This window comes from Paenibacillus ihumii (genome assembly GCF_001403875.1).
Lineage (GTDB): Bacteria > Bacillota > Bacilli > Paenibacillales > Paenibacillaceae > Fontibacillus > Fontibacillus ihumii.
In genome coordinates this window covers 2860990-2875194 of record NZ_LN884299.1, presented here as the reverse complement: position 1 = coordinate 2875194, position 14205 = coordinate 2860990, and the positions used below count along the sequence as shown (strand labels likewise).

Here is a 14205-nt window from a genome sequence, read left to right as displayed (position 1 = left end):
GAATTCAGCTGAACAGGTGGAATAGCGTCCTGTGTGTCCGTTAGCTCAGGTGAAAAGGCACCTCTCTCTACGAAGTGCAGTAATTGAGCGTCAGGTTCAGTGCATTGTTATTAGTGTGGCAGGTGAGAGTCTGTTAATACACAGTGCATGCATACGGTACAGCAGTTGAGCGTGTTCTAGTCCAGCCAGTCAGTGCAACGATTGAGTATATTCGTCAGGTCTGGTGTATTGCGCACAGTGAAATGGTTGGACGTCTGTCAATGCCCAGTACATTAAATTCAGTGCAGCAGTAGAACATCTGCCAGGTCTATTGCATTAAATTCAGTGCAGCAGTAGAACATCTGCCAGGTCTATTGCATTAAATTCAGTGCAGCAGTAGAACATCTGCCAGGTCTATTGCATTAAATTCAGTGCAGCAGTAGAGCGTCTTCCAGGTCTATTGCATTGCATACAGTACAGCCGTTGAGCAGTGAGCTAACTAGATGGATCGGAACTGCAGGCAGTGCGTGCTGTGCCATTAGTGACAGGTTTGGTACTTTAAGTTGTGTTAAAGTTACGGAGGGAGTTTAGTGCCAACAAGTCGATGTTAGTTACTGGATGCAGATTTATAGTCGGTCTAACACGCCAACTGTCGGTTGCGGGTTAATATAAGGTATACTATGGGGACGTGAGTCGTGAGGCTCACGTCTCCAACTCGTTCTGAGCGCAGAAAGTAAAGGTACGGCTCACGCAAAGCAAAGTAATGCTCACGGAAAGTAAAGGAAGGCTCACGGAAAGTGAAGGACGACTCGCAGAAGGAACGACTCATGGAAAGTAAAGAACTCGCAGAAGGAACGGCTCATGAAAGAAATTTTACTTTAAGCAAAAGGGTGCTGCTGCATGCAAAAGTTTATCGTGATCGGCGCCGGGATTTTAGGTGCTTCAACGGCATATCAGCTGGCTAAAAACGGCGCGGAAGTAGTGATCGTTGACCGAAAGGACAAGGGTCAGGCAACGGACGCCGCTGCGGGGATCATTTGTCCGTGGCTCTCCCAGAGGCGCAATCAGGCCTGGTATAAATTAGCCAGGGAAGGGGCGCGTTTCTATCCGGCCATGATCGAGGAGCTGGAGAGAGACGGTGAGACCGAAACCGGATATTCGCGCGTTGGCGCGCTTCGAATTCATAAAGAGCAAGAAAAGCTGGTCGAGCTAAAAAAACGTGCCGAGGAGCGCAGGCAAAATGCCCCCGAGATAGGGGTCATTACGCTGCTGGCCCCCAGTGAGGTCAAGCGTTTATTTCCACCGCTTGCCGATGACTATGCCGCCCTCCATATTAGCGGGGCCGCCCGCGTCGATGGGCGCGCTCTCCGGGATGCGCTGCTCCGCGCAGCCATCAAGAAGGGCGCTGTTCTTCTGAACGAAGAAGCGGAGCTCTGCTTTGCCGGGGACAAGGTTACAGGAGTACGGGTTCATGGGAATTCGATCGATTCCGACGCCGTCATCGTATGCGCCGGCGCTTGGATCAACCCGCTGCTAAAGCCGTTAGGTATAGATTTCAAAGCGACCTATCAAAAAGCGCAGATCGCCCATTTGGCACTGCCGGATGCGGACACCGACAGCTGGCCTGTCGTCATGCCGCCCGGCGATCAGTACATCCTGGCCTTTGACAAAGGGAGGATCGTAATCGGCGCGACCCATGAGAATGATCCGCAAGGCTTCGACACTCGTGTCACGGCCGGAGGCTTGCAGGAGGTTATCAGCAAGGCATTGGCATATGCCCCTGGGCTTGCCGATGGCAGCTTTTTGGAGGCAAGGGTAGGTTTCCGGCCGTTCACTCCGGGATTTCTTCCGGTGATCGGCGCTTTGCCAGGCTGGCAAGGAATTTATGCAGCCAATGGTTTGGGAGCATCAGGACTAACGATGGGGCCGTATATCGGATACCAGCTGGCCAAACTGGTTCTGGGGCTGGGTACCGATATTGCTTTGGAGGATTATAAGATAGAGGGAGCAATTGGCCAATAACTCTGCTTGGTGCTGCTTGGTCAGATTTGAAAATTATCGCACAGATATTTCCACATGAACACAAACGACCGTTGGCATGGTAAACTAACGCTATGTCTCATTAAAGCGTCGTGGCAGTGAACTGTTATTTTTCATAGAGAGTGACCGGAGGAGAAGAAATGAAAGCATTTATACTTAGATGGAACAGAGTAAGCCTCGTCAAGCGGATAGTTGCGGGAATTATACTTGGGGTGATTTTGGCTCTGTCTGTTCCAAAGGCAGCAGGTATTGCAATTTTCGGTTCTTTGTTCGTCTCCGCCTTAAAGGCGGTCGCCCCTATATTGGTTTTGCTTCTGGTTATGTCTGCCATAGCCAGCCATAAAAAAGGGCGTCAAACGAATATGAAGGCGATCCTCGGCCTTTATGGTTTAAGTACTTTTATGGCCGGGCTTATCGCCGTAGGTGCAAGTTTTATATTCCCCGTGAGCCTGTCCCTGGTGGCAAATACCGCGGATATTACTCCTCCCGCAGGCATTGTTGAGGTGCTGAAGAACTTGCTGCTTCAAGTGGTTGATAATCCGGTCAACGCCCTGATCAATGCTAATTATGTCGGTATCCTGGCTTGGGGGATTTTGCTTGGAGTGGCTTTAAAAGGGGCCAGTGACAACACAAAAAGCCTGCTTACCCATTTTTCAGATGCCGTTTCGCAGATCGTCAAATGGGTGATTCAATTTGCACCGTTTGGAATTATGGGGCTTGTTTTCGATACCGTTACTACCAACGGGCTTGCCTCCTTGCTCGACTATGGAAAGCTGCTTCTCGTGCTAATAGGATGCATGCTGTTTATAGCGCTTGTCGTTAATCCATTGATCGTATATCTGAACATTCGCCAGAATCCTTATCCTCTGGTGCTTAGCTGTTTGAAGGAAAGCGGAATAACGGCATTTTTCACGCGGAGTTCCGCCGCCAACATTCCTATTAATATGAGGTTATGCGAGAAATTAAAGCTGAATCCGGACACGTACTCCGTGTCCATTCCACTTGGTGCGACGATTAATATGGCGGGTGCGGCGGTTACGATTTCTGTTTTAACGCTTGCAGCCGTACATACACTCGGCATTCAAGTGGATTTCGGTACGGCGTTGATTCTCAGCGTCCTGTCCGCCGTATCTGCTGCGGGCGCTTCGGGGGTGGCCGGCGGCTCGCTGCTGCTCATTCCGCTGGCGTGCAGCTTGTTCGGGATATCGAATGATTTGGCGATGCAGGTTGTGGGGGTAGGGTTCATTATCGGCGTTTTGCAGGATTCGTTTGAAACGGCGCTGAATTCATCCTCGGACGTGCTTTTCACGGCTACCGCCGAATATGCCAAAAAGCGCAAAGAAGGCAAGCAAACAATTGCAAGTGCTTAAATCAGAAGGAGCAGGCGGCCTGAGGGCCCCTGCTTTTTTTTACAGTTTTAAATGGCCTGTAAATGGCCTCAGCAGAAGGCTTGGCCAAACCTAAACCAGGAGCGATTGTTCTGCTTCATTTTTAACTATGCTACAATAAACGGTGGAGAACATCTGATCTTACTTTGTGAATGGAGCCGAAGTCATGGATATTAGCGAATTTCAACAATGGGTCAAGCAGTATTATGATGAAAGAAACTGGTCCAGCCTGGATATTTTTATCCGGATCGGTTTTCTTGCTGAGGAGACCGGAGAGGTGGCCAGGGCCATCCGCGCTTTGGAAATTGGCAGAGACCGGCCGGATGAAGCGGCAGGGACCTATGCGGACAATAAAGAACAATTAATAGAAGAATTAGGGGATGTGCTGGGCAATCTAATCGTTATTGCAAATAAGTACGATATTTCCTTAACAGAAGTGTTCGAAGCTCATCACAGGAAGCTGTCGGATAGATATTCTTGACACAGGTGGCGCGCCATAGGTTGTTTTATTACAGATACTGCATAAATTGCTGATTTAAAAACTTTCTAGTGAAGCACCTCGCGAAAGGGAGCTAAACATCTAGAAGAATAATTTTCTAGATGCTGCGTATATGGAAGCTCTCACGAGGTGATGAGACGGGTTCATATTGCCGTAAAATATTGGACGATCCCCCCATAGATGGCTTCCGCGATTTGCTGTTGGCCGCGCTTGCTGTGGAGCATAGCGCGGTCTTGTGCGTTGCTGAGAAAGCCTGTCTCCACGATAACGGCGGGACAGTCGACGTGATTCAGCAAATAGAAGGGCTTGCCCACCTGAGGCAAGGATGAGGTGCCGTACAGGACGTCCAGGGAGTTCTGAATCGAAGAAGCCAGGATGGCGCTGCGTCCCTCGGTCTGGTGCAGAACGACCGGGCCGCGTTTAGATTTATTTTTGCCCCAGTTGACGTGAAGGCTGATGACAATCTCCGACGGGAGCTCCTCGCTAAGCTGCTTGCGCTGAGCCAAATCCCGCAAATGGCGGGAACGGCTGCGGAGCCAGCGATTATCGTCGCTCAAAGCATAATCCCCGGTCCGGTTCAGGATTGTTCGATATCCATGGCTGCGAAGTATTAGATAAAGGCGTCGACCGATCTCTAAATTGATATCTTTCTCCAGGATGTCGCCATAAGAGGTACCGCCGTCGATTCCGCCATGCCCGGCATCAATAAGAATAACGGGCTGGGGGAAGGCATGCTTGAAGGGATTATCCTCAGCTGCCGCATAGGTACCGTACGTACTGCTGAAGGCCAAAAGAAACGCAAAGACAAACAGGCATTTAGGTCTCATGCAGTCACCTCCACGATTATATTTGTACTATAGAATGAGCCAGATTTTGAAAAATCATGCATGAGGCTCTTAAGCCATAGGAATGATACTCAAGCCGTTTTTGAGCTATGCAATAACCCCAAGCCATTGGTTTGGGGTTATTGCATATGATTGGCTGATTGATTGGGCGGCCACTCGAGCGTGGTCCAAATTTGCACCGTGCTCACGGCAGCAGAGAGTGTTCAATGCACCGGGGCAGCTGTACCGAAGCTTTATTATGGCGGGGCTGATTAAATTAATAAGGCTACCTTTACGTTCAGGCAATCAATCTAAGCGATAGGTAAGCGGTGGGCAGAGAAAAGTAAGCAGTAGGTAGTGAACTGTGAGCAGTAAGCAGTAAGCAGTAAGCAGTAAGCAGTTAGCAGTTAGCAGTGAGCAGTGGGTAGTGAGCATTAAGCAATGAGAGTAAGCAGTGAGCAGTAAAAAGTTAGCATTAAATAATAAGCAGTGAACTGTAACCAGGCTCACGTTTCGGGCCATTTGGCGAGCAACTCCAGAAGTTTAAGGGTGAGGCAATCGGTGCAAACTAGCGATATAAGACAAATGATAAGGGCTGTAAAAAAGGAGGGACGAGATATGGCCAAGGGCGATGAACTGGTCAAGTACATTACCGAACGATTCGTCGATTATATGGAGACGCCGAGGGATGTCCGCCGCAGCCGAAGCCAGGGGAAGGAGCCCTGGAGCCGCAGATGGTTCGGGATGGTCCCGTTCAGTCTGGGAATGTGGTGGAGGCAGATGGCTCATAAGCCGTCCAACAGTGGAAAAGGGAAGGGCAGGGCCCGCCCTGAGTAACCTTGAAAAGAGCCTGGAGCTAAGCGTGGGGAGGGACAGTCCCCGAGGCTAGTTCCCGGCTCTATTTCTTTTTTACTGACCTGTGCTGCTGTAAAATTGTCCGGCTTTTGCCAATTCGCTAAAAGCGATAAAGCGAGGGGAGGAGGAGGTGCCGGTCATGACGTATACCTGGTCATCCGCGGCATTCTGGCCCTGCTCCCAAATTTGGTAGCCGTAGACGGGTAAGGGCAAGGTATAATTGCGTTCTTCGCTGCGGGCCGCGAAAATAAGTGATCTATGCTGGCGGAGCTCCTGGACTAAGGAGGAGGCCGTCAGCTTGAGATCATCGCCTGTCAGCCACAGGAGATTGTCGTTCGGATCGAAGCTGGCTGCCGTTATCGTGGGTGGTTCAGGAACGGCGGTGTCTGCCCCATCGCTGGCTATGATGGCGGAAGAGAGCTGGAGCGGGGCCGACAGCAGCTTCTGCCAGACCAATTCATTATCGGGCAGCGGATCGGCGTTTCGTGCATCGCGGTATTGCAGAGAAAGAACATCGCTGGGGATAGCTTGGGCAAGCACCCCTTGGGTCTGAATGCTCTTGTCCTGCATGTCGATGGCCTCAACCATAGCATGTCCGCTCGCGGTATGCCTGTCTATGACTTGAGCTTGTGTGTTCCTGGCATGTCCGCCTTTAGCTTGAGCGATTATGGCATGTACCCCTACAGCTTGCCCGCTCGAGGCTAGCCCATCCATGGCTTGAGCTTGAGTGTTTCTAGCTTGTCCAACTATGGCATGAGCGTTTGCAGCCTGTCTGCCCATGTCCTGTCCGTCTTTGGCATATCGGTCCATATCCTGTCCGCCTATGGCTTGAACGTTAGTGGCTTTTCCATCAGTAATTTGTGAGTTCAAGGTTTGTTTGTTTTTGGTTTGCGAACTCGGGGCTTGATTGCTTATGGTTTGAGCGATCAAGGTTTGTTCGCCGTTGGCTCGGATGCCCCTGTTGACGATTCGCCATTCGGCGAGAAGCGGTCCGGCGTAGAGGTGCTCAACCTGGAGCCCTTGGAGAGAATCGGTCTGGGCGGACCTGCCGTTCTCCGCCGCCAGCGCCCGCTGCAGCGCTGCTGTGTCGAACAAGGGCTCCGGTCCGGCACCGTACTCGATAAGGGCGTAGCCGCCTGACGGCCGGGCGCCGATGATAAGATAGCCTACGGGCTGGCTATCCCGGGTTAACGTCACAAGCCAGGCGTGCATGCCCGGTCCCAGCGGCTGGAATTCCGGGCTGGCCCCCTGCCAGTCCGTAAACGGCTTGCGGCCAGACAGCTTATTGATCAATTGGCCGGCGAACTGGACGACTTCCTTCGGCGCTGGCCCAGAAGGAGCTATAGCGAGCATGGCCTGCGGGCTGGAAGGAACGGAGTCGCCATTAGCTTGTACCATTTGTGCACGCGGCATAGGTGCGATAAGAATCACCAGACTTAGCAGCAAGGCGAGGCTTATTTTATAAGGAAAGCGGAACAGGAACAAACGATCACCAGCTTTCGTATATTTTGTTGCGGTAGGCTTGCTTCTATCTTAAAAGAGCAGCGCCAAGAAGGTTGTCTCAACCTGTCGCGCACGGCCGCTTCTATTTTTGCGGTCTTTTAGCGAGAACGGTCAATTATTTGTCAACGCATCCAACGCAAATGGAAGATGCCGCAGTTTATGGCGGATACGACAATCCTCGGCTCGTACTGCCAGCGGATTTCCCCACGGCGCGATTCGTACTGCTCCTGAACGAGCTTCTTCCGCTCCTCGTCCGGGTCGCGGAGCAGGTCGGTATAGTAGCCGTCGATCAGCAGAAGCTCCTCCTGGAGCCGCTCGTTGGCTTCCTCTGCCCAGGTCTGGTCATAAGCCTCGATTTCCTCGCGAATGATCCGCTCCAATGTGTCTCGGCCTTCTGTCAAGGAGAGTCTGGTCGGCTCGATATGGACATTTTCCGGTACGCGGGGGACGAGGGAGAGGGATTGCAGCCTGGTGCCGAAGGAGGGGTCAATCTGCCCGGTCAGCAGGGAAATGCCGAGTGAACGGAGCTCTTCTCTTTTCATGTCGCAGCAGAACTCGATCTTGAAATTCACGCCCAGCCAGGGCTCGTATGCGGCCGGGAGCAGGGTCATCCGCTGCCTGGGCGCCGCGCTCTCGAACAGATAGACGCAGCGTCCTCTCCTCAGCGCGGCATCGAATATCTGCTTGAGGCGCGGGCTGCCGAAGGCCAAATCTTCGCGCTGAATCCGTGACGGGCCGAGTATAGGCAGGGGACGAATCGCCCCGTAATGGCGCCCGAGAATTTGATCCTCCTGCGGCTTGGGCTCATTTTGCTCGGCGGCGGCGAGATCTGCATCATGGTGCTCGGCATCGAAGACGAATTTGAAGGACATCGTCTCCGGCTCAGCGCCGGTACGCTCGATAAAGCCCCAATAGTACGGGCGGTTCGTTAAATCTTTATCCGCCTGGGGCGAGAGCTTGACGGTTACGTGATGCGGCGATTTCTCAAGTATCCGGCATTCGGTAATATCGAGGTAGGCCAGCACATATTGCTGGATTTGCTCCATCGTCATGGTCATTGTTGTCAGCCTCCCATGAGTTCCGTAAGTTTGGTGCCGGACGATTCCTTTGGGGGCTCTTTGACGAGCTCGTCCTTAAGTTTGTGCAGGGAACGGCCCAGGGAATCGACGCGGCTGGCGATCTCTTCATCGCTTTGCGATTCCAGCAGGATTTTATAGATGCTCTTCTCCAGGGAATGCTCCTTCTCAAAACGCTCCAAAATCACATCGAGACCGCCGATGACCATTTCGAACATATTGATTTTCTCATGCAGCAGATTCAGGATATGCTCCTCGATCGTGCCCTTTGTGGATAAATTGTATATTTTCACATCGTTTTTCTGGCCCAGGCGGTGTACTCTGCCTATGCGCTGCTCGACCCGCATCGGGTTCCAGGGCAAATCGAAATTGATCATCTGATGGCAGAACTGCAGGTTGATGCCCTCGCCGCCAGCTTCCGTCGCGATCATGACCTGCGCTCGCCCGCGGAACAAGTCCATCATCCAGTCTTTCTTGCCGCGGTTCATGCCGCCCCGGTACGGTACGGCCGTCATGTTGCGCTCGCGGAAATACTTCAGCAGATACTCCTGGGTCGCGCGGTATTCGGTAAAAAGAATCACCTTGTCGTTCATTTCCCGGATCAGTTCCATCGCTTTCTCCGCTTTGCTGTTCGCCTGGATCGTTTTGATGATGCCGACCAAATCCCAGATGCGATCGCGAAGCGGGGAGTCGGGAGCGAGCTTCTTCGATAAATTGACGAGCGTTACGAATACGGCATCCCGGCTGCTGCAGACCTCCCGCTGCAGGGTGACAAGCGAGAGCATGCTGCTCAGATCCCCGCCTGCTGCATGATATTGGTCTTTGACAAAGGAAGTAACGCCATCGTATAATTGCTTCTCCTCGGGCGACAGCTCGACATGGATGTTGCGGACGATCCGCTTGGTGAATTCCAGATCGCCGTCGCTTCGGCGGTTGCGGATCATGACCTTGGAGAGCTCTTCCTTGAGCTTCTCCTCATTCTTAGGGATGCGCTTGTCCACGACGAAGTTGGCGGCAAAATCGCCTTGCCCGCCAAGCTGCCCCGGCTTGAGCAGATTGATCAGGTTGAAGAGCTCGCTCAGGTCGTTCTGAACCGGGGTCGCGGTGAGCAGAAGGCAGTATTTTTTGCGCAGCTGGATCATGAATTGGTAGTTGGTTGTTTTCTTGTTCTTGAGCTTGTGCGCTTCGTCGACGATGACCATATCGTATTCGTTATTCAGCAGGATTGCCTTGTGGGGATCCCGCTTGGCCGTGTCCATGGAGGCGACGACGATATCGTTGTCCCAGGAATGCTGCTTCTTCTGGGCGACGGCGGGGATGGCGAACTTCTGGTTGAGCTCGCGGACCCATTGGAGCACCAGGGAGGCCGGTACAAGAATCAGCGCTTTGCGTACCAGTCCGCGAATCATATACTCTTTGAGGATCAGCCCGGCTTCAATCGTCTTGCCCAGCCCTACTTCATCGGCTAGAATCGCCCGGCCCCGCATTTCGAACAGTACTTTGCGGGCGGTCTCCGTCTGATGCGGGAGCGGCTCTACTCCGTGGATATGAGAGAGGCAGAGGATCTCTTCAAAGCTCGACACGAGCGACGCGTTCTCCGCTTCCATGGCGAGGTTAAACAGCTTCCAGTCGTCCCAAGGCCCGCCCTTGTCCAGACGGCTGTTCAAATCCTCGAACCAGGAGCGATCGAACTCGATTTGGGGCGCGGGCTGCAGTAATGGCTGCGCGGGATTCGGAGGATGCGGGTTCATGATGTAAACCTCCCTTATCTGTCATCTTCTAAATTCATGTAGATGTAGTATGGACGAATAAGTAGAAATTCATAACTTCCAGAAGAGGCTAATCCGTAGCATAGGATATCGTGGCATACGGTATCGTGAAATGGTACTGCGTTCAAGTGGTACTCGGTTTCGTGGATACGGCATTGTAGTTTACTTTACCGTGACATCCGATAGCGTGAATAATGTCGATATATGTCACATTCTGTATAAGGGAAGGGCATGATCTGGCAAGAGCAGGCCGGTAAAATTAGCGCATCCTCAGTGGCATGCGGGGATCAGAGGATGATATTCTCGGAAAAAGGCAATTCTAAAGCTAAGCAGCTGAAATGGAATTGCAGGCAGGGCGTGGAAGGATTTTCAGTGTTTTTTCAAAGGAAGGAATGAAAAATAGAGGGATTCGAAGGAAAGCGGAGCTCTTAGGGGATAAAGGCCATTAATCTGCCTTAATTTTCAGAGTTGCCAAGCTGTAATATCGAGATGTTGTATAGTATAATGGTACTCGCCCACTACATATTGTGATTTATACATAAAAAGATCGTTTATGTGATGTGGATGCGGGTTATAAATATATGAGGAAAAAGGTTAGAGAACGGACAGGAATCGGCGGTACTTGCGCAGGTAAGGCATCTGCGCAGCTACCGACATTTTTTTGCGCCCATCCGGGGAATGAATGCGGTTCTCGGTATCATACAAGAAACGACAATCCGCTGCGAATGATGTTGAATTACGGCGCAAATTATAATTTTAGAGGAGGGTGTTTTCTTTGAAAACAGAGCAGAAGCAACGTCTGGAGGGGCTTAGTGAGAAAATCTTTTTGGATCGGTACGCCTGGAAAAATCCTGATCCCAGCCACGCGAAGGTCGGCGATGTGGTCCTTGTACTGACCAAGGATGATCCGAAGTTCCCTACGAAGGAAGTAGGCGAGGTCGTAGCGCGTGAGGGGCGGATCGTGACGGTGAAGACCCGCAGCGGCGAGCTCGTGCAATCGGATGTTGAGAAGCTGACGCTGAATATTGAGAAAACACCGGAGGAAATGTGGGATCGTCTCGCTTCCGCTATGGCTTCTGTGGAGGCTACGCCTGAGCTGCAGCAGGAGTGGGAGGAGAAATTCCGTTACGTGCTTGATGACTGGAAGCTGGTGCCTGGCGGGCGCATCGCCGCTGGCGCGGGAGCCAGCGATGAGCTGACGCTGTTTAACTGCTACGTAATTCCTTCGCCGAAGGATAGCCGCGGCGGCATTATGGAGACATTGTCCGAGATGACCGAGATTATGGCGCGCGGGGGCGGAGTTGGGATTAACCTGAGCTCGCTGCGGCCGCGCCGGGCCGTCGTCAAGGGCGTGAACGGTTCTTCCAGCGGTGCTGTATCGTGGGGCGGCTTGTTCAGCTATACGACAGGGCTGATCGAGCAAGGAGGCAGCCGGCGCGGTGCGCTGATGCTGATGATCAACGATTGGCATCCGGATTTGCTTGATTTCATTACGGTGAAGCAGACGATGGGTCAAGTAACGAACGCGAACCTGTCGGTTTGCGTCAGCAATGACTTCATGAAGGCCGTGAAGGAGGATCTGGATTGGGAGCTCGTCTTCCCGGATACGACTTATGAGGATTACAATGAGGTATGGGACGGCGATCTGGAGAAATGGAAGGCTGCCGGGCGGAGAGTCAACCATTTCCGTACTGTGAAGGCGCGGGAAATCTGGCATACGATCATTGAATCGGCGTGGAAATCGGCTGAGCCGGGCGTCGTATTCATGGAATACTACAACCAGATGTCGAACAGCTGGTATTTCAACCCGATTATTTGCACGAACCCTTGCGGTGAGCAAGGATTGCCGGCTTGGGGCGTGTGCAACCTGTCGGCGATGAATCTGTCCAAATTCTATGATGCGGACAAGCATGACGTCGCCTGGGATGAACTGGCGCTGACGACGCGTTATTCGGTTCGGTTCCTGGACAACGTAATTAACAAGACGCCTTATCATTTTGAAGAGAACGAGAAGAACCAGAAGAACGAGCGCCGCGTAGGCCTTGGCACGATGGGGCTGGCCGAGCTGATGATCAAGCTGAACATCCGTTACGGCAGTCCGGAGTCTCTGGAATTCCTCGATAAACTATATGGCTTCATTGCGAAAGAAGCTTATCTTGCTTCTGCGGATATCGCAGCGGAGAAGGGCTCGTTCCCGGCATTTGAAGCGGACAAGTATTTGCAAAGCGGATTTATGAAGGTGATGACGGAGGTATATCCTGAGGTGGGTGAAGCGGTTCGCAAGAAAGGGATCCGCAACGTCACGATCATTACCCAGGCGCCTACGGGCAGCACGGGAACGATGGTCGGCACATCGACGGGCATTGAACCTTATTTCGCGTTCAAATACTATCGTCAGAGCCGGCTGGGCTTCGACGAGCAATTCGTGCCGATCGCGCAGGAGTGGATGAATGCGCATCCGGGCGAGAAGCTGCCGGACTATTTCGTGACGGCGATGGACCTGTCCGCTGAGGATCATATCCGCGTGCAGGCAGCGATCCAGCGCTGGGTAGACAGCTCGATCTCCAAAACGGCGAACTGCCCGGCTGATTTCACGGTCGAGGAGACGAAGCGCCTGTATGAGCTGGCATTCGATCTCGGCTGCAAGGGCGTAACGATTTACCGCGACGGCAGCCGCGATGTGCAGGTTCTGCAGACGGAGAAGAAGGATGATGCAGCGGAGACGGCAGGATCTGGATCTGGTGCAGCAGAGGGAACCGCAACTGGCGCATCTGCAGCTGATGCAGGAAGTGAGGCAGAAGGAGCAGCAGGCGAAGCCGAAGGCCAGGTGACGGGAGCGGAGCAGACTTCGCTGAGCGAGTTGGATCAAACGCTGTCCGCCGGGGTGAAACCAAGTGAGAAAACGGTGTTCGATAAGCAGTACAAGAAACGTCCTCAGGTCCTGCACGGGGCAACGTATAAAATCAATACGCCATTCGGCATGGCGTATATTACGATCAACGACTTGAACGGCATTCCGAGCGAAATCTTCCTCAATGTCGGCAAGGCGGGCTCGGACGTCTTCGCAATGGCCGAAGCTCTGGGCCGCGTATGCTCCCTGTTCCTGCGCTACGGCGATCATGGCCAGAAGGTGGAACTGCTCATCAAGCATCTGAAGGGCATTGGCGGCTCCGGCGCCATTGGCTTTGGTCCGAATCGCGTCGAGTCGATCGCCGATGCCGTTGCCAAGGCACTGGAAATCCATGTACAGCATGGACCGTACGATGATCATGATCCGGCTCCGGTAGCGGCGACCTTGGCTCACCACGAGGAGCCGGGACAAGCAGCAGGCGTCGGTTCTGCGGCCAGCGTAACGGCCAGTGGCCAGTCTGCTGGCAACGGCCATCATGGCGGCGCACAAACGTCTTCGCGCGATCTGTGTCCTTCCTGCGGCTCAGCCTCGCTGCTGAACGTGGAGGGCTGCAAAACGTGCGCCAACTGCGGGTATAGCAAGTGTTCGTAAGCTAGAAAGAAATAAACGGTCAGGCAGCATTCAATCAATGCGCCTGACCGTTTTTTTGGATGGATCATTCTCTATTGTCTCCAGTTCATACAAGTACACATTTCTGGCTAGTTGTATATACAACGATAATATTCATTGGATGAATGAATTTTAACATGAACCCGCCTGTAGTCCAATTGGAGCAGATAAGAGTAAAATAAAAGCGAGACAACTTTCAATCTCCAGTAGCCAGATGTATAATCGTGGAAGAAGCCCAGACAACATACGACCCAGCCTAAAGATAAGAGCTCTTTAAGGCTGGGTCGTTTTTGGAGCACTGGGAGCATTGTCACTTACAAGGCATTCAGTCTTTAATAAAGCTCAAGGAGGGTATTCATGAACCGTGATAAAGCAATAGAAATTGTCACTTTATATTTTGAGTCATGGATGGAGAAGGATTTTATAAAATTTACTAAGGTTATGCATGATGAAGCCATCGTAAGAGAATGCACAGGCGCAGTTATTGAAGGTAAAGATGAATTAACACGATGGTTTACTGAATGGAATGAAGGTGAAAACACGGTTCTAAAATGGATAAGTCATAATTTTGGATTTGATAAAGAACGTATGTCGGCATTTGTGGAGTGGAAATTCAAATGTATATTCGAAGGTAAAGAATATGAATGGGATGGTTCTAGTATTGTATATTTTAGAGATTCTTTCATTGTAGAATTGAATGAATATGAAATGAAACAGGAGAAGTTCTTCCCCTATAGGCAATAAGTATAAGG

10 protein-coding genes are annotated in these 14205 nt (G+C 52.0%); 6 read left to right on the top strand and 4 right to left on the bottom strand.

All coding sequences use genetic code 11. The features are described from left to right. The first annotated feature begins 879 nt into the window (after positions 1 to 879). The 3 genes from BN2762_RS20060 (at position 880) to BN2762_RS20050 (ending at position 3888) form a co-directional block, all read left to right on the top strand. A complete protein-coding gene (locus BN2762_RS20060; RefSeq protein ID WP_055108647.1) occupies positions 880 to 2001 on the top strand; it encodes an NAD(P)/FAD-dependent oxidoreductase in 1122 nt (373 codons plus the stop codon). A gap of 158 nt (positions 2002 to 2159) precedes the next feature. After that, entirely contained in the window at positions 2160 to 3389 is a 1230-nt protein-coding gene (sstT, locus tag BN2762_RS20055) for a serine/threonine transporter SstT (protein WP_055108646.1), read from the top strand. A 184-nt stretch (positions 3390 to 3573) separates the two neighbouring features. Beyond that, complete coding sequence (locus BN2762_RS20050; protein ID WP_055108645.1) at positions 3574 to 3888, top strand: MazG nucleotide pyrophosphohydrolase domain-containing protein; 315 nt, start codon at positions 3574 to 3576, stop codon at positions 3886 to 3888. A gap of 161 nt (positions 3889 to 4049) precedes the next feature. Here the strand turns inward: BN2762_RS20050 and BN2762_RS20045 are convergent, their stop codons facing one another. After that, positions 4050 to 4733, bottom strand: a complete 684-nt coding sequence (locus BN2762_RS20045) for an N-acetylmuramoyl-L-alanine amidase family protein (RefSeq protein ID WP_055108644.1) — start codon at positions 4731 to 4733, stop codon at positions 4050 to 4052. A gap of 615 nt (positions 4734 to 5348) precedes the next feature. Here BN2762_RS20045 and BN2762_RS20040 point away from each other — a divergent pair. Then, on the top strand, positions 5349 to 5567 hold the full coding sequence (locus tag BN2762_RS20040) for a YqzE family protein (protein WP_055108643.1): 219 nt from the start codon (positions 5349 to 5351) through the stop codon (positions 5565 to 5567). Positions 5568 to 5639: 72 nt separating this feature from the next. Here the strand turns inward: BN2762_RS20040 and BN2762_RS20035 are convergent, their stop codons facing one another. The 3 genes from BN2762_RS20035 to BN2762_RS20025 all read right to left on the bottom strand — a co-directional run bounded on the left by BN2762_RS20035 (position 5640) and on the right by BN2762_RS20025 (position 9915). Next, positions 5640 to 6983, bottom strand: a complete 1344-nt coding sequence (locus BN2762_RS20035) for a hypothetical protein (RefSeq protein ID WP_222861102.1) — start codon at positions 6981 to 6983, stop codon at positions 5640 to 5642. A gap of 227 nt (positions 6984 to 7210) precedes the next feature. After that, positions 7211 to 8146, bottom strand: a complete 936-nt coding sequence (locus BN2762_RS20030) for a YqhG family protein (protein WP_055108641.1) — start codon at positions 8144 to 8146, stop codon at positions 7211 to 7213. Positions 8147 to 8151: 5 nt separating this feature from the next. Further along, complete coding sequence (locus tag BN2762_RS20025) at positions 8152 to 9915, bottom strand: DEAD/DEAH box helicase (protein WP_055108640.1); 1764 nt, start codon at positions 9913 to 9915, stop codon at positions 8152 to 8154. Positions 9916 to 10708: 793 nt separating this feature from the next. On the opposite strand from BN2762_RS20025, the gene BN2762_RS20020 reads away from it, so the two are divergent. After that, positions 10709 to 13435: an adenosylcobalamin-dependent ribonucleoside-diphosphate reductase gene (locus BN2762_RS20020; protein WP_055108639.1), complete on the top strand. Its 2727-nt coding sequence runs from the start codon at positions 10709 to 10711 to the stop codon at positions 13433 to 13435. 375 nt (positions 13436 to 13810) lie between these two features. Further along, complete coding sequence (locus BN2762_RS20015; protein ID WP_055108638.1) at positions 13811 to 14197, top strand: nuclear transport factor 2 family protein; 387 nt, start codon at positions 13811 to 13813, stop codon at positions 14195 to 14197. Positions 14198 to 14205 lie beyond the last annotated feature (8 nt).

Excerpts from the sequence above, each read along its gene's own strand:
- BN2762_RS20015 (WP_055108638.1), top strand. The coding sequence starts at position 13,811 with ATGAACCGTGATAAAGCAATAGAAATTGTCACTTTATATTTTGAGTCA.
- BN2762_RS20050 (WP_055108645.1), top strand. The coding sequence starts at position 3,574 with ATGGATATTAGCGAATTTCAACAATGGGTCAAGCAGTATTATGATGAA.
- BN2762_RS20040 (WP_055108643.1), top strand. The coding sequence starts at position 5,349 with ATGGCCAAGGGCGATGAACTGGTCAAGTACATTACCGAACGATTCGTC.
- BN2762_RS20060 (WP_055108647.1), top strand. The coding sequence starts at position 880 with ATGCAAAAGTTTATCGTGATCGGCGCCGGGATTTTAGGTGCTTCAACG.
- BN2762_RS20030 (WP_055108641.1), bottom strand. The coding sequence starts at position 8,146 with ATGACCATGACGATGGAGCAAATCCAGCAATATGTGCTGGCCTACCTC.
- BN2762_RS20045 (WP_055108644.1), bottom strand. The coding sequence starts at position 4,733 with ATGAGACCTAAATGCCTGTTTGTCTTTGCGTTTCTTTTGGCCTTCAGC.
- BN2762_RS20025 (WP_055108640.1), bottom strand. The coding sequence starts at position 9,915 with ATGAACCCGCATCCTCCGAATCCCGCGCAGCCATTACTGCAGCCCGCG.
- BN2762_RS20035 (WP_222861102.1), bottom strand. The coding sequence starts at position 6,983 with ATGGTACAAGCTAATGGCGACTCCGTTCCTTCCAGCCCGCAGGCCATG.
- sstT (WP_055108646.1), top strand. The coding sequence starts at position 2,160 with ATGAAAGCATTTATACTTAGATGGAACAGAGTAAGCCTCGTCAAGCGG.